The following is a 20,388-nucleotide window of genomic DNA, read 5'->3' as shown; positions in this document are numbered from 1 at the left end:
GTCCCGGAGGGCTACAGCTCCACCAGGAGTTCCGGGACGCCTCGGATGACGTAGCCCGGCTTCCACGCGGGTTCCGCCGCCAGGCGGAGGGTGGGGGCCGCGCGGAGGAGTTCCGTGAAGAGGGACGTCAGTTCCAGGCGGGCCAGGGGCGCGCCCAGGCAGTAGTGGATGCCCGCACCGAACGTGAGGTGCGGGTTGTCCGCGCGGGTCAGGTCCAGGACGTCCGGGTCCGTGAAGCGGGCCGGGTCGCGGTTGGCCGAGCCGAAGAGGAGCGCCACCTCCGAGCCCCGGGGGATCTTCACGTCCCCGACCTCGATGTCGTCCAGGACCCAGCGCTCGAACATCTGCAGCGGCGTGTCGTAGCGCAGGACTTCGTCCACAGCTGTGGACAACATCCCCGCGGGGTCGGCCCGCAGCGCCGTCAGCGCCTCCGGGTGGCGGAACAGCGTCCACCAGCCGTTCACGGTCGTGTTCACCGTCGCCTCGTGCCCCGCGTTCAGGAGCAGCACGCACGTGGAGATCATCTCCTGCTCCGTGAGCTCCTCCACCCCGACCAGGCCCGAGATCAGGTCCTCGCCCGGATCCTTGCGCCGCCGCCCGATCAGCTCCCGCAGGTACGCCGAGAAGTCCACCGACGCCCGCACCGCCCGCCGCGCCGTCTCCTCCGAGGGGTTCAGCTCGAACATCCCGCAGATGTCGGCCGACCACGGCCGCAGCATCCGCCGCTCCTCGTCCTCCTCCGGCACCCCCAGCATCTCCGCGATCACCGCCACCGGGAGGGGCTCCGCCACCTCCGCCAGCAGGTCTCCCCCGCCCCGCGCCACCAGGCCGCCGACCAGCTCCGCCGCCAGCCTCCGCACCGTCGGCGCGAGCCGCTCCACCGTGCGCGGTGTGAACGCCTTCGACACCAGACGCCGGATCCGCGTGTGGTCGGCCGCCTCCAGGTCCAGCAGACCGTGGTCGTTCAGGGTGTGGAAGGGCTCGTGCGCCGCCGGCGGCGCCGTCCGGCCGAACTCCTCGTGCGTGAAGCGGTGCGTGTACGTGCGGCCGAGGCGCCGGTCCCGCAGCAGCGCCGACACGTCCGCGTAGTGCGGGATCAGCCACTGCCGCGTCGGCCCGAACCAGTGCGCCCGCCCCGCCGCCCGCAGCTCGGCGTAGGCGGGGTACGGGTCCGCGACGAAGGAGGGGGACCAGGGGTCGAAGGCGACGTGGACGTTCATGGACCGAAACTACCGGCGTCCATGGCCTCGAACCAGGGGTTGCCCCGGGGGGGCGGGGGCGCCCTCTACCCGCCGACCTGCACCAGCCTCGCCTCGTACGCGAACACCGCCGCCTGCGTCCGGTCCCGCAGCCCCAGCTTCACCAGGATCCGGCTCACATGCGTCTTGATCGTCGACTCGGCCACCACCAGATGGTCGGCGATCTCCGCGTTCGACAGGCCCTGCGCGATCAGCACCAGGACCTCCGTCTCCCGCTCGGTCAACTCCCCGATCTGCGACAACGCCGGCGGCCTCGGCGTCTCCGCCGCCCGCGCGAACTCGGTGATCAGCCGCTTCGTCACGGTCGGCGCGAGCAGCGCCTCACCGGCCGCGACCACCCGTACGCCGTCGGCCAGCTGCCGCGCCGAGGCGTCCTTCAGCAGGAAGCCCGACGCCCCGGCGCGCAGCGCCTGGTACACGTACTCGTCGAGGTCGAAGGTCGTCAGGACCAGCACCTTCGCGTCCGCGTCCGCCGCCACGATCTCGCGCGTCGCCTCGATGCCGTTCAGCTCGGGCATACGGATGTCCATCAGGACCACGTCCGGGCGCAACGCCGCGACCTGGGCGATCGCCTCCCGTCCGTTGACCGCCTCGCCGACCACCTCGATGTCCGGCATCGCGCCGAGCAGCACCGAGAAGCCCTCGCGGACCATCATCTGGTCGTCCACGATCAGTACGCGGATCACTGGACCGACTCCTCACGGTCGTCACGGGTCACCGGCACGAACGCCGTGACCTCGAAGCCGCCGTCCTCGGTCGGCTCCGCCGTCATCTCGCCGTTCAGCATCGTCACCCGCTCGCGCATCCCGGTGAGGCCGTGACCCGCGCCCGGGGAGGGCTTGACGAGCCCCCGGGCGGGACCGTTGACGATCCGCAGGCCGAGGCCGCCGAGGACGTAGCTGACCTCGACCTTCGCCCCCGCGCCCGGCGCGTGCCGCAGCACGTTGGACAGCGCCTCCTGGATGATCCGGTACGCCGAGAGCTCCACGCCCTGCGGCAGGTCCCGTACCGCGCCCGTCACCGTCTTCTCCACGTCGAGCCCGGCCTCGCGGACGTTGGCGACCAGCCCTTCGAGGTCGGCGAGCGTGGGCTGCGGGGCATCGGGGGCCTCGTAGTCCTCCGCCCGTACGACGCCGAGGACGCGCCGCAGCTCGGTCAGGGCGGCGACCGCGTTCTCTCGGATGGTGACGAAGGCCTGCTCCAGCTCCGGCGGCGGGTTCTCGACGCGGTAGGGCGCGGCCTCGGCCTGGATGGCGACCACCGACATGTGGTGGGCGACGACGTCGTGGAGCTCGCGGGCGATGGTGGTGCGCTCTTCGAGCAGGGTCCGCTTGGAGCGTTCGAAGGCCGTGACGGTCTGCTGGGCGGTGACGGTCTTCTCGGCCTCGCGGCGGACCTGCAGGACGGTCACGAGGAGCAGGACGAGCGCGGAGGGGAAGAGGACCGCGAAGGCGTCCGGGCCGGAGCCCCGGCCGAGGAGCCCGGTGGCGAAGAAGGCGTAGACGGCGGTGACCAGCCACATCCAGGCGGCCGTACGGGGCCGGGTCCGGGCGGCCACCACCGTCATGATCACCACATGGGCCATGCCGGAGGTCGGGCCCCACGGCCAGCCGTCCCCGTACGAGCCGAGCGCGGTGACGAAGGGGGTCATGGCCAGCGACGCCCAGAAGGCGAGGACCGGGCGGACCAGGGTCAGCATCACGGCCGCGGCCGGTATCGCCGCGAACGCGAGGACGAACAGGCCGTCGCCGGAGGCGATGTCCGTGCCCACCGCGAAGATGAAGAACGCCAAGGCGGCCACGATCGCGTGCGGGGTCCAGCGGGCGCCCTGGCGCATCCGCTCGGGCAGGCGCCGGGTGATCGGGCCGTCGACCGCCATCGGGTGCAGCGGCCGGTACTCGAAGGCGTTGTGGAAGAGGTCGTCACGCAGCCCGCCGAGCGCGCCCTGGGCCAGGCGGAACTCGGGGCTGCGGCTCGCCGCGCGGGTCTGGGTCGGGTTCTCTGTCACGTCAGCCACGGTACGGGGGCGGGCGGACGCGGTCGTCCCCATGGAAGGGGATCCTTCCGCGTCCGTCCCAGGTACTACGCGGCGCTCCTGCGGGTGCTACGCCCGGAACGCGTCCGCGTGGTCCGCGGCCCACCGGGCGAAGGTGCGGGCCGGGCGGCCGGTGACCCGCTCCACGGTGTCGGCGACCGTCCGGCCGACCTCGGGGGTGTTCCCGTACGCCTCCAGAAGGAAGGCGATCACATGCTCAGGCAGACCCGCCTGCCGCCACCGCGCGACCGCCTCCTCCTCCGTCAGCTCGACCAGCCGGACCTCGCGGCCACGGGCCGAGCCGAGGGCGGCGACCTTGTCGTGGAGGCTGAGGACCTCGGGTCCTGTGACGACGTACGACTGGCCGCCGTGCCCCTCCTCGGTGAGCGCGACGGCGGCGACCGCACCGATGTCGCCCTCGTGGACCATGGCGCTGAGCCGGTCCGCGAACGGCTCGCACACCTCGTCGCCGGCCCGGATGCCGGGCGCCCACTCCAGAGCGTTGGACATGAACTCGACCGGCATGACGACGGTCCAGTCCAGGCCCTCGCTGTCCTTGACCGCGCGCTCCATCGGCGTGTCCTCGCCGCCGTGCAGCACGGTCACCCGGCGCACGCCCGCCTTCCTCGCCAGCTCCAGGATCCGCGGGCCGGTCTCCAGGGGGGTGAAGGCCGCTCCCTGGAAGGTGATGAGGTGCAGGCCGTCGGCGCCCTGGAGGGCGTCGGTGAGGCTGTCCGGGTCGGTGAGGTCGCCCACCGCGATCTCCACGCCGGCGGGGAGCGCGGTCCGGGCCTTCTCCGCGTCCCGGGTGAGGGCGCGGACGGCGTGGCCGCGGGCGAGGAGTTCGGCGACGACCTGGCGGCCGACGGTGCCGGTGGCGCCGGCGACGAGGACGGTGCGGGTGTCCGTGGTGTCCGTGCTCTTCGTCGCGTCCGTGGTCTTCGGGGTCTTCGTGGTGTTCGTCATGGTGCGAAGGTAGAAGGGCTTGCGGACAGGTTGGGTCCGCAAGCCCGCCGCTCAGAACGCGAGTTGGGCGATCTCCTCCGCCACGACCGCGCAGGCGTCGGCCGCCGGGTCGATCAGGGGGAAGTGGCCGACGTCCGGGAGGAGCGTGAGGCCGACCGTCTCGCCCGCCTTCGCCGCCGCGTCCACGTACGCGTCGGCCACCTCCTGCGGGACCACGATGTCGTCGCAGCCCTGGACGACCACCGTCGCGATCCCGGTCGGCAGCAGCAGGGCCGGGTCGACATGCCGGGCCCGTACGTCGAACTCGCCCTCGCCGCCCAGGAGTTCGGTCACAGCGCCGCCGCAGACCCCGAGCTCCACGGCCCGGTCGAAGTGCGCGATGGGGGCCAGCGCCACCACCCCGCGCAGCGCGGGCGGCGCGGAAAGGCGCCAGGGCGCGTCGGGGGCGAGGACGTGCCGGGCGGCCGCCCAGAGGGCGAGGTGGCCGCCGGCGGAGTGTCCGGTGAGCACGATCCGGCGCGCGTCCGCCTGCGGAAGGTGCGCGGCGGCCAGCGCCGGTACGGCGTCCAGCGCGGCGGCCACGTCGTCGAACGTCTCCGGCCAGCGGCCGGCGACCGGCCCCGTACCGCCTTGTCGGGGGATGCTGCCGCCCCGCCGGTACTCGACGTTGGCGACGGCGAACCCCCGGCGGGCCAGAAAGTCCACGAAAGGGGTCAGATGCTGCCGGTCGTACGGCGCCCGCCACGCACCGCCGTGCAGCGCGACGACGAGCGGCGCCCGCTGCCGGCCGTCGCGCGGCGCGTAGAAGTCGACGACCTGGTCGGGGTGATCGCCGTACGCGGCGGACGCGTCCGGGGCGACGGCCGGGTGCGAGAACGCCGACGCTTCTTCGGCGGCGTCGCGCGCGGCGGGGTCCGGCATGCTGTTCCAACCTCTCGGGTACGGGGCCGAATTGGCCTGACCTGCGGGGACCGTATCAGGACTGACGCCCCCACAGATCAAGCGATCATCGGACCGTCCGACCTCGAACGACGAGGTCGGACACTCCCTAGGCCCCCGGCACCTCGGCCAGTACCTCCGCCAGGATCCGCGCCGCCCGTTCCGCGTCCGCGAAGCCGACGTACAGCGGCGTGAAGCCGAACCGCAGCACGTCGGGCCGACGCAGATCGCCGACCACCCCATGCCGGATCAACTCCGCCATGACGGCGGGCGCCTCGGCGCACCGCAGCGCGACCTGGCTGCCGCGCTCCTCGTGCGCCCGGGGCGTGAGGGACTCGACCCGGCCGGCCGGCGCGTACGCCGCCACGCACTCCTCGAAGAAGTCCGTCAGGGCGAGGGACTTGGCCCGTACGTCCTCGACGGCGACGCCGTCCCAGACGTCGAGCGCCGACTCCAGGGCCAGCATGGACAGGATGTCCGGCGTACCGACCCGGCCCCGCGCCGCGCCCTCGGCCGCCGCGTAGCCCGGGGTCATCCCGAACGGGTCGGCGTGCGAGTTCCAGCCGGGCAGCGGGGAGTCGAAGGCGGCCTGGTGGCGCTCGGCGACGTACAGGTACGCGGGCGAACCGGGGCCGCCGTTGAGGTACTTGTACGTGCAGCCGACCGCCAGGTCGACCCCGTGCTCGTCCAGGCCGACGGGCAGCGCGCCCGCGCTGTGGCACAGGTCCCAGAGAGCGAGGGCGCCCGCGGCGTGCAGCGCGGCCGTGATCCCGGGCAGGTCGTGCAGGCGACCGGTGCGGAAGTCGACGTGGTTGACGAGCGCGGCGGCGGTGCGCGGGCCCGCCGCGGCCGCCATGTCCGCCGGGTCGACCGGCACGATCCGGCGGCCGGTCATCCGGGCCGCCGACTGTGCGATGTACCCGTCCGTGGGAAACGTCGTGGCGTCGACGAGGATCTCGTCCCGGTCCTCGGTACTCAGCCGGGTGGCCGCGACGACCGCCTTGAAGACGTTCACGCTCGTCGAGTCGCCCACCACGATCCGGCCGGGGGCCGCGCCGACGAGCGGGGCGATCCGGTCGCCGATCCGCTCGGGCGCCGTCCACCAGCCGCTCTCGTCCCAGGAGCGGATGCGCAGCCGCCCCCACTCGCGGGCGATGACGTCGGCCATCCGGTCGGGCACGTGCGCGGGCAGGGCGCCCAGCGAGTTCCCGTCGAGATAGACGGTGTCGTCGTCCAGGACGAACTTCCCGCGGAGCTTGGCCAGCGGGTCGTGCGCGTCCCTGCGGAGCGCGTCCTCGCGCAAGGTCTCAGACATGGCTGCGCGCCGTCCACAGCTCGGGGAACACGTTCTTCTGCGCGCGCTTCTCCAGCCACGCCACGCCCGCCGAGCCGCCCGTACCCGTCTTGGAGCCCATGGCCCGCCGGGTGGCGACGAGGTGGTCGTTGCGCCAGCGCCAGACCAGTTCGGCGACGTCGCTCAGCGCCTCGCCCAGCCGGACGAGTTCGGCGTTCTGGTCGGTGTCGGCGTAGATGCCGGCCCAGATCTCCTCGACCTCGGGCGACGGCTCGTACTTCTTCGCCAGGTCACGGGCGAGCACCGCGTCCGGCACGGGCAGCCCCCGCCGGGCGAGGAGCCTGAGGACCTCGTCGTACAGGCTCGGCTCCTGCAGCGCCTTCTCCAGCTCGGCGTGGACCCGGGGCGCCCCGCGGTGCGGGACCAGCATCGACGCGGACTTCTCGCCGAGCAGGAACTCCATCCGGCGGTACATCGCCGATTGGAAGCCGGAGCCCTCGCCGAGGGCGGCGCGGTAGGAGTTGAACTGCGCGGGGGTGAGCTGGGCCAGCGGGCGCCAGGAGTGGTTCAGCGCCTCCAGCTCGCGCACGGAGCGCTTGAGCGCGTCCATCGCGACGGGTATCCGGTCCTCGCGCAGCGCGCGGCTCGCGGTCTCCCACTCGTGGACGATGACGGTGAACCACAGCTCCATGACCTGGGTGGTGACCAGGAAGACCATCTCGCCCGGATCGTCGGAGCGGAGGTGCTGGAGATGGGTGAGGACGTCCGCCTGGACATAGTCCTCGTACGGCGTCGTGCCTGCGAAGTCGAGGTTCGGGTCTTCGACCGAACCGGCTTCGGAGGCATCGGGGAAGGTGGACATTGCTGTCTCCTCGATACGCAACTACCGGGTAGCGGTCCGCTCCTTCCCATAGGCAAGTGGAGCCCCGGTCCCCTCGGGTCCGCACGCTTCGTCGCGCGCGTCCCCTCCGCATCATGGCACGATCGGCCCCTGGATGTAGCTGCCGTCTTCGTCATACGGATATGCGTTCGAGCGACAGCCCTTGAGGCCCTTGATCTGCTGCATCATCACCGGCGCGAGCTTCCCGGCGCCCGGGCAGGTCATGTGCGACCGGATACCGATCTCGTGCCCGACCTCGTGGTTGATGATCAGATGCCGGTACTCGGCAGAGGTTCCGGTGAACGTCGGCGACCCCAGCAGCCAGCGCTTCAGGTTCACCACGACGCCCTGGGTGGTCTCGCAGTTGAGCTCTCCGTGGGTGTTGAGGCCCACGGCCAGACAGAGCTTGTCGGCGGTCTTCGGCGTGGCGATCCGGATGACGAAGTCGGCGTTCTCCGAGACCAGCTGGAACCTGCCCCGGCCGTGCGCGGCCCAGCCGCGCGGGTGGGCCAGGATCCGCTCGATCTCGGCGGCGGCGTCGGCGGCGGAGAGGTCGATGCCACCCTCGACCTGGACGCGGTAGCGGCGCAGGGTGCCGCCGGTGCCGACGGGCTTGCCGGAGGATTGGGCGGAGGTGAACGTACCGGAGCCGCTCTCGGGCACGGTCGGCTTCTTCGGCTTGGGCTTGGGCGACGGCGAGGGCTTGGCGCTGGACCGTGCCGGTGTCGGGGCCGTGGCCTTGGGGGTGGGGATCGCGGTGGTCGGCTCGTCCGTGGGTCCGGCGGCCGCGTGCGGGTCGGCGGGGCCGGTGTCGCCGCTGTTGTAGTGGGCGAGGGCGGCGCCGCCGCACAGGGAGAGGGTGACGAGGGCGAGCGTCGGCAGGACGAGGCGTCGTACGGGGCTCCGTCTGGAACGGCCCCGTCCTCGGCCGGCGGCCCGTCGGCTGCTCTGAGTTCGTCCCCGGCCCGCGGGTGCGGCGGCGCGCTTGCCCAAGACAGACTTCTCCCCTGCGTCGGCCGGGTTGGGGGAAGAGGGTGGGGCCTCTGCGCCGGCTGCTGTCGCTTCAACGGTCCGAAGGATCGTACCGGCCTCTTCGAACACCATCGAACGAGCCGCGTCGCCCGGGGGACCGGGAGAGCCCCGGGCCGCGAAGCCTGCGAAGGCTCCACGACCCGGGGCTCCGGTCCGTCCCGACCTGGTGCTTCACGGCCTTCCCGGCCCGAGGCCGTGTCGTCGGCCGTGGGCGGGCGTGAGTCCGGCCGTGTGTCAGCCGAGGGTCTCGGCGGCCGTCTCCGAGGAGTCCCTCAGGAACGTCGAGCAGCGCTCGTACTCGTCCTTCTCGCCGATCTCCCCGGCCGCCCGCGCCAAGGCGTGCAGGGCCCGCAGGAAGCCCCGGTTCGGCTCGTGCTCCCACGGCACCGGGCCGTGGCCCTTCCAGCCGCTGCGCCGCAGCGCGTCAAGGCCCCGGTGGTAGCCGGTACGGGCGTACGCGTACGACTCGACGACGCGCCCGCCCTCGAACGCCTCGTCGGCGAGCTGGGCCCAGGCCAGCGAGGACGTCGGGTACTTCGCGGCGACCTCCGCCGGCGGCGTGCCGGCCGCGAGCAGCTCGCGCGGCTCCGGGTCGTCGGGCAGGTGGGTGGGGGGCGGTCCCCCCAGCAGGTTCTCGTGGATGGCCATGGGGCAAGTCTGCCTCAGTCGGCGGTCATCGATCTCCCGGACCCGGACGCCCGCCGGAGCCCGCTCCGCCGCCTTCGCCCGTGCCGTACCCCGAGGCCGGCCCACCACCCTCACCCGGCGGCACACCGAACCCGGCTCCGCCGCCGTCGGCCGCGCGCTTCCCCGGGTCCAGGGGCGGCGACGTCACCCCGCAGTGGACCTTGCACTCGGGGTGGCAGTCCGCGTCGCCGACCGGTTTCCGTACGGTCGCCCAGGCCAGGACCGCCCCCGCCACCATCAGCCCGGCGCACATCGGCATCGCCCGCCGGAAGGTCTCCCCGAACTCCTCCGCCGAACGGTACGCCTCCGGCCCCATGCCCGCCAGCGTCGGCAGCGCCGCCACCGCGAGGAGACCGGCGGCCCGCGCCGCCGCGTTGTTGATCCCGCTCGCCAGGCCCGCCCGCGCCACGTCCACCGAAGCCAGGACGGTGGCGGTCAGCGGGGCCACCAGGACGGTCAGGCCGAGGCCGAGCACGGCCATGGCCGGCAGGACATCCTGCACGTAGGAGGCGTTCTCACCGGCTCGCAGCATCAGGACCATCCCGGCCGCGCACAGCAGCGGCCCCACGGTCAGCGGGATCCGGGGCCCGATCTTCTCCCCGATCTCGCCCGACTTCGCCGACAGCAGCAGCATCAGCACCGTCGTCGGCAGCATGGCCGTCCCCGCCGCGAGCGCGGAGTAGCCGGAGACCACCTGGAGCTGGAGGGCGGCCAGGAAGAAGAAGCCGCCGAGCGCCGCGTACACGCACAGCGTCACCAGATTGATGACCGTGAACTGCCGGGAGGCGAAGATCGACGGCGGCACCATGGGCTCGGGCCGGCGCCGTTCAAGCACGACGAACGCCGCCCCGACCACGACCCCGAGACCTGCAGCCCACCACGCCTCGGCGATCAGCGCGTACGTCACGAGGGCGAGCGCGGCCGCCCCCAGGAAGGCGCCGAGGACGTCGAAGCGACCGTGGGCGGACTCGTCGCGCGACTCGGGCACGTGGCGCAGGGCGACCGGGACGCACAGCAGCGCCAGCGGCACGTTCAGCAGGAACACCCAGCGCCAGCCCGGCCCGTCGACCAGCCAGCCGCCGACGAACGGCCCGATCGCCGCGCCGACCCCGCCGAACCCGGACCAGAGCCCGACGGCCTTGGCCCGGTCGTCCGGATGGAAGCTCGCCTGGATCAGCGCGAGCGAGCCGGGCGTGAGCAGGGCGCCGCCGACGCCCTGCAGCGCGCGGGCGGCGATCAGGATCCCGGCGTTCGGCGCGAGCCCGCACAGCAGCGAGGCGGCGGCGAACCACACGATCCCGACGACGAACACGCGCCGCCGCCCGTACCGGTCGCCCAGCGCCCCACCGAGCAGGATCAGCCCGGCGAGGGTGAGCATGTAGGCGTTGACGGTCCACTGGAGCACGGCCATGTCGGCGTCGAGGTCCTCGCCGATGTGGGGCAGGGCGACGTTGACGACGGTGGAGTCGAGGAGCGCCATCCCCGAGCCGAGCACGGTGGTGAAGACGATCCACCGCCCGGTACCCGAGGCAAGCCTGATGTCCATGCCAGCCATGCTCCCCGCGGGGACGCCCCCCTGCACCTCGTCACCGGTGCCAGGCCTCCCGGAGATGCGAAAGGGCCCGGCACCACCAGGTGCCGGGCCCTTCGTTCACTCCGTACCGCTTACTTCAGCTTGGTGCCGGTCGAGCGCAGCGCCGCGCACGCCTCGGTCACGCGTACGGCCATGCCGGCCTCGGCGAGCTTGCCCCAGGTGCGCGGGTCGTAGGTGGACTTCTTGCCGACCTCGCCGTCGACCTTCAGGACGCCGTCGTAGTTCTTGAACATGTGGTCGGCTACCGGACGCGTGAAGGCGTACTGGGTGTCGGTGTCCAGGTTCATCTTCACGACGCCGTTCTCCAGCGCGGTGGCGATCTCCTCGGCGGAGGAGCCGGAGCCGCCGTGGAAGACGAAGTCGAACGGGTTGGCCTTGCCGAAGCGCTCGGCGACGCCCGCCTGGAGGTCCTTGAGGAGCTCGGGACGGAGCACGACGTTGCCCGGCTTGTAGACGCCGTGCACGTTGCCGAAGGAGGCGGCCAGCAGGTAGCGGCCCTTCTCGCCCAGGCCCAGGGCCTCGGCGGTGCGGATCGCGTCGTCGACGGTGGTGTACAGCTCGTCGTTGATCTCGTGGCTGACGCCGTCCTCCTCGCCACCGGTCGGGGTGATCTCGACCTCAAGGATGATCTTGGCGGCGGCGGCCTTGGCGAGCAGCTCCTGACCGATGGCCAGGTTGTCGGCGAGGGTCTCGGCGGAGCCGTCCCACATGTGCGACTGGAAGAGCGGGTTCTGACCGGCCTTGACGCGCTCGGCGGAGATGTCGAGCAGCGGGCGGACGTAGCCGTCCAGCTTGTCCTTCGGGCAGTGGTCGGTGTGCAGCGCGACCGTGATGTCGTACTTGGCGGCGACGATGTGCGCGAACTCCGCCAGGGCGACGGCGCCCGTGACCATGTCCTTGTTGTACTGGCCGCCCAGGAACTCGGCGCCACCGGTCGAGATCTGGATGATGCCGTCGCTCTCGGCCTCCGCGAAGCCGCGCAGCGCGGCGTGCAGGGTCTGGGAGGAGGTCACGTTGATGGCCGGGTAGGCGAACTTGCCTGCCTTCGCCCGGTCGAGCATCTCGTTGTAGACCTCGGGGGTTGCGATGGGCATTCGTCCGCTCCTTGTGATGTGCGGGTGGGTGCGTTACTAGACCCTGACCTGGGGCGACGTCATCGTCGGGCCCCATCTTTCCAGACTCTCGCCAGGACACCATGACCTAGGGGCGGAGCGTTTCACGTGAAACATTCCGCCCCTGGTCAAACCCCCAGGTCAGGACCGCCACCTGGCGGCCTCAGGGCCTAAGTCACGACTTCGCCTCGATCACCGCGAGCGGTCAGGCGAGACCCAGCTCGTCCAGCGCGAACGCGTAGAGGTACGGCACACCCGCCGTCGTGCTGATCTTCTCGCCCGCGCCCGTCGCCCGGTCCACGATCGTGGCGACCGCGACGACCTCGGCACCGGCCGCGCGCGCCGCCTCGACGGCGGTCAGCGGGGAGCCGCCGGTGGTGGAGGTGTCCTCCACGATCAGGACGCGTCGGCCCTTGATGTCCGGGCCCTCGACCTGGCGCTGCATCCCGTGGGCCTTGGCGGCCTTACGGACGACGAAGGCGTCCAGGCGCTTCCCCTGCGCGGCGGAGGCGTGCAGCATCGCCGTCGCGACCGGGTCGGCGCCGAGCGTCAGGCCGCCCACGGCGTCGAACTCCAGGTCGGCGGTCAGGTCGAGCATGACCTGACCGACGAGCGGGGAGGCGGCGCCGTCCAGCGTGATCCGGCGCAGGTCGACGTAGTAGTCGGCCTCCAGACCCGAGGAGAGGGTCACCTTGCCGTGCACCACGGCCTTGTCCTTGATCTGCTGGAGCAGGTCAGCGCGTACGTCAGTCATGCTCATGAGCTTAAAGCCGCCGCCAGGCCCAGGTCGCCGCGATCTCCAGGGGCTCGATCGGCGTCACGTAGTGCGGGAGCGTGTTCAGGCCGTTCGGGGGGCCGGTCTGCGGCTCCACGCAGACCCCCTCCTCCTGCTCGTCGTAGACCACGACCCACTCGGCGCGGCTGGTCACCTTCAGCTCCAGCTGCTCCGGCCAGGTGAGGGTGACGTCGACACCGCCGGGCATCCCGAAGCAGTCGTCCCAGGGGCCGGGGGTGGGGCCGATCCGCCGTCCGGTGGGGAGGTGGTCCTCGCCGCGCTCCTCCTGCCACTCGGGCGTGAAGTCGAGGCGTACGGGAGCCCCGCCGTCGAGGCTCCGAAGGAACCAGGGGTGCCAGCCGGCCTGCGCGGGGAAGGAGTCGGCGTACGTCTCCACACCGAGCTGGAGCGTGAGCGCGTCCTCGGTGAGTTCGAAGGTCTGGGTGACCCGGCCGGAGTACGGCCACGGATCCCCGAGCTCGTACGTGAACGCCGCCGTCCGCCCGCCGCCTTCCGCGTCCGTGGTGCGGGCGGCCTTCCACGCGGTGTCGCGGCCGGTGCCATGGATGGCGTGCGGCGGGGAGTTGAGGGGCATCTGGTGCTTCACTCCGCCGTTGCGGAACTCGCCCAGCTCGATCCGCCCGCACCAGGGCACCATCGGGAAGCAGCCGTACCGCTCGCCCTGGCGCAGCAGCTCCGTGCCGCCGATGCGCAGGCTCTCGATACGGCAGCCGTTGTAGGGGTTGATGGTCAACTCGGCGTCGCCCGCCGTCAGTCGCGTCTGCTTGCTCACGCCCCGACAGTAGAGGGTTCAGCGCCGGCGGCGCAGCGCCCGGCCGACGACGACGGCCGAGGCGATCGCGAGGGCGGCGGCGGGGGCGACCCAGCGCAGGGTGGCGCCCGCCGTGCTGGCCTCCGGGGCGGGGACGGGGGCGTACCGCCCGCGCGGCGGCGCGTGGTCGACCTCCTCGGCGCTGCGCCCGATCATCGTCCGCCGGGCGTGGGCGGCCTCGGCGGCGGGGGGTTCGGCGGGGTACTCGACGGGTGCGTCCTCGAAGTCGCCGTCCTGGAAGGGGTCGAGGGAGGGCGGGGGGACGGGCGTCTCGACGACGGATGAGGACGCCTCCGACTCCGGGCGGTGGGGCTCCTCGACACCGTCGTCGACCCCGTCGCTGTCACTGTCGGCCTCGTCCTCGACGTCGAGTTCGGCGGCAGCGGCGGCGTCGGCGGGGACGTCGGAGTCGGCCTCGATCCCGGCCGCCCCTTCCGGCGCCTTGGCGCCTTCCACGGCCGTCGCCGCCAGGGACGACGTGAACTTCTCGATCAGCCGCTGCGCCGCCGACTCCCGGGCCTCCTCCGGCAGGTCCGCGAGGCGGCCCTCCGGCTTCACGCCGCCCGTGAACGTGAGGGTCGTCCCGTCGGCCACCGGGGTGAGCGCGATCGTCAGGGAGAGCTGCACCGTGCCCTTGCCGCGGACCTCGGTGCCCTGGCCCTCGACGGCGACGACCCCGCGCTTCTCGGCGAGCCGCAGCGCGCCCTGGTAGGTGATCGTGTGGCCGCCGGCCCGGATTCTCAGCCGGCCGGCGAGCGGACCCGCCTCCGCGTCGGCGTCCTGCTGGAGGCCGGGGACGCAGCGCGCCACCCGCGCGGGGTCCGTCAGGGTCTCGCGGAGGACCTCGGCCGGTACCGGAACGAACACCTCATGCTCCATGGAAACCGAGCCTACTCAGCCCGGGCGCCGCCGTCGCCTGTTTGTCCCGGGTCCGGGGCGGACGGCCGCTCAGCGGCCGTAGCGCGGGTGGACCAGTGTCGACGGCGGCGGTGGGGCGGACCGCTCGTCGCGGGTGCGCTCGACGGCGCGCGCGCCGGTCACCAGGGCGCCGGCCGTCAGGGACCGCAACGGGGGTGTGTCGGCGGCGAGGCCCAGCTCGGGCGGGTAGGTGCCCGGCGCCGCGAGCAGATACCCCCAGTCGGCCGCGCCGGTGTCCGCCGCCCCCGCGCCGGTGCCTTCCGAGCGGTCGGCCCGGTCCGGGCCCGCGGCGAGGTACGCGCCGCTGCCCGTCGCGCTGTAGGGGCGGGTCGCGAAGCCCGCCGCGCGCAGGGTGGAGTCCACCGTCCAGTACGTACGGGGGTGGGCGGAGGCCGAGCCGGCGTGGACGACGATCCGGCCGTCGTCGGCGAGGATCCGGGCCGCGAGGCCGTAGAACTCCTCGGAGTACAGCTTCGCCCCGGTCGAGATCCCCGGATCGGGCAGGTCCGAGATCACCACGTCGTACCGCCTGCCGTCGTGAGCGCTGCCCGCGCCCGCGTCCTCCGGCCCCGTGGCCGCCGCCTCGCGCAGCCAGTGGAAGGCGTCCGAGAAGATGACGCGGACGCGCGGGTCGTGCAGGGCGTGGCCGTTGAGCGCGGTGAGTTCGGGGTGCGTCCGGGCGAGCCGTACGACACCGGGGTCGACGTCCACGACCGTGACCGAGCGGACCCCGGCGTGGCGCAGCACCTCGCGGGCGGCGAGGCCGTCACCGCCGCCGAGGATCAGCACGCGCGTGTGCGGCCCGTTCATCGCGGGGTGCACCAGCGATTCGTGGTACCGGGAGGCGTCCTCGCCGCCGGCCCGCAGCCGTCCGTCCACGAAGAGGTCCGGCGGGCTGCCGCGCTCCCCCGTCACGACCACCTCCTGGAGGTCGGTCTGGACGGCGACCCGCACGTCGTCCCCGTAGACCGCGCGGCGCGCGGCCGCCTCGAAGTCGTCGACGAGGGCGGTGGCGGTGGCGAGGACGGCGAGGACGGCCAGGTTCGCGCCGATCAGGAGCGCCCGGGAGCGGCAGGTCAGGTCGCGCCGGAAGAGCCACAGAACCAGGCCGCCGCCCGCCACCGCGTTCACCGCGCCGGTGACGAGCGCGCCGGTGAGCTGGCCGAGCCAGGGCAGCAGCAGGAACGGGAAGGCGAGGCCGCCGACCAGCGCGCCCACGTAGTCGGCGGCGAAGAGGTCGGCGACGGTCCCGGCCGGGTCGGCGGCGCTGTCCTGCTCCCGTACGCCGGTCGAACGCGCGGACTCCGCCCGCTGGATCAGCGACATGAGGAGGGGGATCTCCGCCCCGATGAGGACGCCGATGGCGAGCGAGAACGCCACCAGGACGTACCGTGCCTCCCCCAACCAGGCGAAGGCCGCGTACAGCACGAGGGCGGAGCAACCGCCGATCAGCGCGAGGCCGCACTCGACCAGGCCGAAGCCGACGGCGGCACGGCAGCGCAGCCGCTTGGCGAGCAGCGAGCCGACGCCCATCGCGAAGACCATGACGGAGAGCACGACGGAGGCCTGGGTGACCGAGTCGCCGATCAAGTACGAGGCGAGCGCGACCAGTTCCAGTTCGTAGACGAGGCCGCAGGCGGCGCAGACGAAGACCACGACGAGGACCGGATACCGCACCGCGCTCGGCCGCACGGGCAGCCGCGTCACCCTCTTGGGTGGCATGGTCAGGGGCGGATCGATCATGTTCGTAACGCTACGTCACACATCTGTCGCCGCTTGTCACCCACACGAGTGCACCTGAGGCTTCTGGGCGGCGCGTTACAGCGATGCGGACATACGGGCGCCGATCTGGGTCCGGGTGACCACCAACTGCCCTTCCTGCGGGTACGCGTGCCAGGTGCGCCACCGCACCTGGCCCTCGTGGCGCTGCGCCAGCATCGCCGTGAAGGCGTGCGGGGAGCCGGGGAACGTCCCCGCGAGGCCGTTGGGATGGTCGGCGACCAGGGCGAGCAACTCCTGGGCACGGCCCGCGAAGGAGCCGTGGTTGAGCTTCTCGACGCGGGCGGCGAATTCGTACTCCCATCCGCCGACTCTCTTGGAGACGCCCAGCGGCAGCGGCGTACTGCTGCCGGGCATACAGGCGACGGTCTCGGAGCAGCGGCGCTCCTCTTCCTCCAGAAGCACCTGATGGGAGGCGCCGAGGAGCCGCAACTGCAGCTTGGCGCCGGTCAGTTCGAGGTCGAGCACGGCGAGGGCGGGCAGCGGCTCGCGCCCGAGCGCCCAGGCCAGATCGGCCGCACGCGTGTCGGTGTAGGAGGTCTTCAGGGTCGTGAGCATGGGTCGGCTCCGCAAACACGGTTTGACGGGTGGGCCGGGGGCGCCCCGGAGAGAGGGTCCAACGGGAGTGGGGGATCGCCGACTCGGGTCCACACACGGTCCGAGGGCTGTCTCTTATCAACAGCGAGGGAATCATGGACTTCGAGCGACTCGCAGCGTTTTTACCCAACTTGCCGTGGTTTCCATCCCCTTCGGGGACCCCACAGTTCAATTGTTCAAACAAACCTGCTTCCTGGCTCCAACACGAAGGTGCCCGGCGGATGTTGGAGTGACGCCGGGCACCTGGGTGGCCGCGGGGGCGACTGCCCCGTGTCAGTCGCCCCCGTGTCCCTCGCGTCCGTGTCAGTCGCCGCCGCCACCGCCGCCGCAGCCGCCGCCTCCCCCGCAGGACGAGCCGCAGCCGCCACCCCCGCCGCCGTCCGACCAGCCGCCGCGCCGCCTGCCGCCGCGCCGGCCGCTGCTCCGGCCTCCGCCGACCGCCGACGCCACGCCCACCACGATGATCAGGATGATGAATCCGATGACCAGTACTTCCATCTGTGACACCCCCGTAGGTCTGTGCGAGGGGGATGCCCACCCCGGTGCGCGGCCAAAGCGCACTTGAGGAAGTCCAGAGCTTCGGCCCAGGATGACGGGCATGACACGACCGCTGCTCAACCGCCGGCTCGCCGAGTTCGGGACGACGATCTTCGCCGAGATGTCCGCGCTGGCCACGAAGACCGGTGCGATCAATCTCGGGCAGGGCTTCCCGGACTCCGACGGCCCCGAGGAGATCAGGGAGGCGGCGGTGCGGGCGCTGCGCGACGGACGCGGCAACCAGTACCCGCCCGGCCCCGGCGTACCCGAGCTACGCACCGCCGTCGCCGAGCACCAGCTGAGGCGATACGGCCTGACGTACGACCCCGACTCCGAGGTCCTCGTCACGGCGGGCGCCACCGAGGCCATCGCCGCCGCGCTGCTCGCCCTCGTCGAGCCAGGCGACGAGGTGATCGCCCTGGAGCCGTACTACGACTCGTACGCCGCGTGCATCGCGATGGCCGGCGGCACGCGCGTCCCCGTCACCCTCCGCCCGCACGAGGGACGCTTCGTCCTGGACCTGGACGAGCTGCGGGCCGCGGTCACCGACCGGACCCGGCTGATCCTGCTCAACACCCCGCACAACCCCACCGGCACCGTCCTCACCCGTGCCGAGCTGACCGCGATCGCCGAGCTCGCCGTCGCCCGCGACCTGCTCGTCGTCACCGACGAGGTCTACGAGCACCTGGTCTTCGACGACGCCGAGCACGTGCCGATCGCGAGCCTCCCGGGGATGCGGGAGCGCACGGTCACCATCGGCTCGGCGGGCAAGACGTTCTCGTTCACCGGCTGGAAGGTCGGCTGGGTGACCGCGAGCCCGGAGCTGACGGCCGCCGTCCGGTCCGCCAAGCAGTTCCTCACCTACGTGGCCTCCGGCCCGTTCCAGTACGCCGTCGCCGAGGCGCTGCGGCTGCCCGACACGTACTTCGACGCCGTTCGCGCCGATCTGCGGGCCAAGCGTGATCTGCTGAGCGACGGCCTCGCGCGAGCGGGCTTCGCGGTGTACCGCCCGGCCGGAACGTACTTCGTCACCACCGACATCCGCCCGCTGGGCGAGTCCGACGGCTTCGCCTTCTGCCGGGCGCTGCCCGAGCGCGCGGGTGTGGTCGCCATCCCCAACGCCGTCTTCTACGACCACCGCGCGGAGGGTGAGCCCTTCGTCCGCTTCGCGTTCTGCAAGGGCGTCGATGTGCTGGAGGAGGCGGTGTCCCGGCTGAAGGGCCTCGCGGGCTGAGGAGCGCAGGGGCCGAGAGGCCGGCCGAGGAGGAGCGGTGTCCGCGCGGGGTTTTTTTCACCCGGTGGGACCCTCGCCCGTGCGCGCCCCCTCCGTGCCGCATCGATTGTCGGGTAGACCGATTTGCCGGGCTGATCCCGATTCCCGTGCGCACGGAGGTGCACCCTGTCCGCCGAGACTCTCGACCGCCCGACGGCGACCGCCGCTGTCCGGAGCGTTCCGCGCTGGCGGGCCTCGCTGCACCGGGCCGCGCCCGCGCTCGGCCTCTTCGCCGCCGCGCGGCTGACCGGGATGCTGGTGCTCGCGGCCTGGGCCTGGCACCTCGGGCGCTCGCCCCGGCTCCTGCTCGCCACCTCCTGGGACTCCGACTGGTACAGCCGGATCGCGGCGCGCGGATACGGCCACACGATCCACTGGCCCGAAGGGGTCGTCCAGTCGGACCTGGCCTTCTTCCCGCTCTACCCCGGCCTGATCCGGGCCGTCACGACCGTCCTGCCCGTCGAGGGCGGCACGGCCGGGCTGCTGCTGTCCTGGCTGTCGGCCGGCGCGGCGGCCTGGGGCATCTACCTGATCGGCGAGCGGCTGTACGGCCGGCGCACCGCGGTCGTGCTCGTCCTGCTCTGGGGCCTGCTGCCGCACTCGATCGTGCTCTCGATGGCGTACACCGAGCCGCTGATGACGGCCCTGGCCGCCTGGTCGCTGTACGCGCTCCTCACCCACCGCTGGCTGTGGGCGGGCGCGCTGGCCGCCCTGGCCGGTCTGTCCCGCCCCAACGCGATCGCCATCGCGGCGGCGGTCCTGGTGGCGGCGGCGTACGAGCTGTATCGACGCGGGGGCGGCCCCCGCGTGTGGGCGGGTGCCGCGCTCGCGCCGCTCGGCTGGCTCTCGTACCTGCTCTGGGTGGGCGCGCGGCGCGGCGATCTGCTCGGCGGCTACTTCGCCGTCCAGGACGGCTGGACCTCGCGCTTCGACCTCGGCAAGGGGGCGCTGGTCTTCGTCCGGGACATGCTGCGGGGGCCGACGCAGTTCGGCTTCGCGACGGCGCTGCTGTTCACGGGCGCCGGGGTGCTGCTCTTCGCGCTGCTCGCCCTGGTGGAGCGGCCGCCGCTGCCGCTCCTGGTCTACACGGCCGTCCTGGTGGTGATCACGGTGGGCGGCTCGGGGTTCTTCGAGTCCAAGCCGCGCTTCCTGCTGCCCGCGTTCCCGCTGCTCTTCCCGCTGGCCCAGGCATTGACGAAAGCCCGGCCGAGGGCCGCGATCGTGGTGATCGCGGCCCTCGCCGGGCTGTCGTTCAGCTTCGGGGCGTACGCGCTGACGCTCGCGCGCATGGCCCTGTAGCGGAGCCGGGGCTACTCGCCCTCGGGCTCCTTGTCCCCAGGGGTCTCCAGGCCGAACTGCTCCACGAGCCACTTGTCGAACTCGATGGAGGCGCGGACCCAGCTGACGGTGGAGGACACGAAGTGCTCCAGCGCGACGCCGGTGCCGATCAGCATCTGCGCCTCGCCGATGAGGCGGAGGGTGGCGGAGCCGTCCTCCTCCTCGTGCAGGTGCGTGTAGACCTTCGGCCACAGGGTGCGGCGGTTCCAGTCGTCGATCGCGTCCAGAATCCTGGAGCGGTCGTCCGCCGAGTGGGGGCGGTCGTAGAAGGTCCGCACGGAGAAGACACGCTGGTCCTCCTCGCCGCGGAACATGAAGTACGTGCGGAATTCCTCCCACGGCGCCGCGAGGTCACCCTCGTCGTCGACGACGTACTTCAGCTCCATCTGGTCGAGGAGCTGCTTGACCAGGTCCTGGTCGGGGACGACGGGGCCCGCCGGTCCTGCGGCCTGAGGCTGGGGCTGGCCCCCGAAATTCGGAATCGAGGACGGGTCGATGCTCACCGTGAATATCCCTTCGTACGGTTGCCGCCATCCTCTCC

The 20,388-nt window shown here is 72.6% G+C and carries 20 protein-coding genes; 2 read left to right on the top strand and 18 right to left on the bottom strand.

Annotation, left to right across the window (positions count from 1 at the left end):
* Positions 1-11: 11 nt before the first annotated feature.
* From ACWF79_RS23145 to ACWF79_RS23065, 17 genes are all read right to left on the bottom strand, one after another.
* Positions 12-1,220 (bottom strand): cytochrome P450, encoded by a 1,209-nt coding sequence (locus ACWF79_RS23145; RefSeq protein ID WP_453730034.1) that lies wholly within the window; start codon positions 1,218-1,220, stop codon positions 12-14.
* Between the two features lie 65 nt (positions 1,221-1,285).
* Positions 1,286-1,945: a response regulator gene (locus tag ACWF79_RS23140; protein WP_453730033.1), complete on the bottom strand. Its 660-nt coding sequence runs from the start codon at positions 1,943-1,945 to the stop codon at positions 1,286-1,288.
* Positions 1,942-3,309: a sensor histidine kinase gene (locus ACWF79_RS23135; protein ID WP_453730032.1), complete on the bottom strand. Its 1,368-nt coding sequence runs from the start codon at positions 3,307-3,309 to the stop codon at positions 1,942-1,944. Before ACWF79_RS23135 ends, ACWF79_RS23140 begins: the two co-directional genes overlap by 4 nt.
* A 54-nt stretch (positions 3,310-3,363) precedes the next feature.
* Positions 3,364-4,260 (bottom strand): NmrA family NAD(P)-binding protein, encoded by an 897-nt coding sequence (locus ACWF79_RS23130; protein ID WP_453730031.1) that lies wholly within the window; start codon positions 4,258-4,260, stop codon positions 3,364-3,366.
* Positions 4,261-4,311: 51 nt separating this feature from the next.
* A complete protein-coding gene (locus ACWF79_RS23125) occupies positions 4,312-5,181 on the bottom strand; it encodes an alpha/beta hydrolase (protein ID WP_453730030.1) in 870 nt (289 codons plus the stop codon).
* A 127-nt stretch (positions 5,182-5,308) separates the two neighbouring features.
* The gene (gene kynU, locus ACWF79_RS23120; protein ID WP_453730029.1) at positions 5,309-6,514 is read right to left on the bottom strand and encodes a kynureninase; all 1,206 of its coding nucleotides are present in this window, start codon (positions 6,512-6,514) and stop codon (positions 5,309-5,311) included.
* Positions 6,507-7,355, bottom strand: coding sequence for a tryptophan 2,3-dioxygenase family protein (locus ACWF79_RS23115; RefSeq protein WP_453730028.1), 849 nt, complete (start codon positions 7,353-7,355; stop codon positions 6,507-6,509). Before ACWF79_RS23115 ends, kynU begins: the two co-directional genes overlap by 8 nt.
* A gap of 111 nt (positions 7,356-7,466) precedes the next feature.
* Entirely contained in the window at positions 7,467-8,366 is a 900-nt protein-coding gene (locus ACWF79_RS23110) for a DUF3152 domain-containing protein (RefSeq protein ID WP_453730027.1), read from the bottom strand.
* 273 nt (positions 8,367-8,639) lie between these two features.
* Entirely contained in the window at positions 8,640-9,053 is a 414-nt protein-coding gene (locus ACWF79_RS23105) for a DUF3151 domain-containing protein (protein ID WP_453730026.1), read from the bottom strand.
* A 25-nt stretch (positions 9,054-9,078) separates the two neighbouring features.
* The gene (locus tag ACWF79_RS23100; RefSeq protein ID WP_453730025.1) at positions 9,079-10,638 is read right to left on the bottom strand and encodes an MFS transporter; all 1,560 of its coding nucleotides are present in this window, start codon (positions 10,636-10,638) and stop codon (positions 9,079-9,081) included.
* Between the two features lie 119 nt (positions 10,639-10,757).
* A complete protein-coding gene (gene fbaA, locus ACWF79_RS23095) occupies positions 10,758-11,780 on the bottom strand; it encodes a class II fructose-bisphosphate aldolase (protein WP_453730024.1) in 1,023 nt (340 codons plus the stop codon).
* Positions 11,781-12,003: 223 nt separating this feature from the next.
* Positions 12,004-12,552, bottom strand: a complete 549-nt coding sequence (gene pyrE, locus ACWF79_RS23090; RefSeq protein WP_315894058.1) for an orotate phosphoribosyltransferase — start codon at positions 12,550-12,552, stop codon at positions 12,004-12,006.
* Positions 12,553-12,562: 10 nt separating this feature from the next.
* Positions 12,563-13,366: an aldose epimerase family protein gene (locus ACWF79_RS23085; protein WP_453730023.1), complete on the bottom strand. Its 804-nt coding sequence runs from the start codon at positions 13,364-13,366 to the stop codon at positions 12,563-12,565.
* Positions 13,367-13,384: 18 nt separating this feature from the next.
* Positions 13,385-14,284 carry an SRPBCC domain-containing protein gene (locus ACWF79_RS23080; protein ID WP_453730022.1) on the bottom strand — a complete coding sequence of 300 codons (900 nt, stop codon included), beginning with the start codon at positions 14,282-14,284 and terminating at the stop codon, positions 13,385-13,387.
* Positions 14,285-14,353: 69 nt separating this feature from the next.
* Positions 14,354-16,066, bottom strand: coding sequence for a polyamine aminopropyltransferase (locus ACWF79_RS23075; RefSeq protein WP_453730021.1), 1,713 nt, complete (start codon positions 16,064-16,066; stop codon positions 14,354-14,356).
* 75 nt (positions 16,067-16,141) lie between these two features.
* The gene (locus tag ACWF79_RS23070; RefSeq protein ID WP_453730020.1) at positions 16,142-16,660 is read right to left on the bottom strand and encodes a DUF2617 family protein; all 519 of its coding nucleotides are present in this window, start codon (positions 16,658-16,660) and stop codon (positions 16,142-16,144) included.
* Positions 16,661-17,002: 342 nt separating this feature from the next.
* Positions 17,003-17,197: a hypothetical protein gene (locus ACWF79_RS23065; protein WP_453730019.1), complete on the bottom strand. Its 195-nt coding sequence runs from the start codon at positions 17,195-17,197 to the stop codon at positions 17,003-17,005.
* Between the two features lie 91 nt (positions 17,198-17,288).
* On the opposite strand from ACWF79_RS23065, the gene ACWF79_RS23060 reads away from it, so the two are divergent.
* Together ACWF79_RS23060 and ACWF79_RS23055 are read left to right on the top strand one after the other, a co-directional pair.
* Positions 17,289-18,470: a pyridoxal phosphate-dependent aminotransferase gene (locus ACWF79_RS23060; RefSeq protein ID WP_453730018.1), complete on the top strand. Its 1,182-nt coding sequence runs from the start codon at positions 17,289-17,291 to the stop codon at positions 18,468-18,470.
* Positions 18,471-18,635: 165 nt separating this feature from the next.
* On the top strand, positions 18,636-19,808 hold the full coding sequence (locus ACWF79_RS23055; protein ID WP_453730071.1) for a glycosyltransferase family 39 protein: 1,173 nt from the start codon (positions 18,636-18,638) through the stop codon (positions 19,806-19,808).
* 11 nt (positions 19,809-19,819) lie between these two features.
* On the opposite strand, the gene ACWF79_RS23050 is transcribed toward ACWF79_RS23055, so the two are convergent.
* A complete protein-coding gene (locus tag ACWF79_RS23050) occupies positions 19,820-20,350 on the bottom strand; it encodes a YbjN domain-containing protein (RefSeq protein ID WP_453730017.1) in 531 nt (176 codons plus the stop codon).
* Positions 20,351-20,388 lie beyond the last annotated feature (38 nt).

The organism is Streptomyces sp. NPDC054975 (assembly GCF_053609105.1).
Note: the sequence above shows the minus strand (reverse complement) of the source record. Positions and strands in the feature narration are given on the sequence as shown.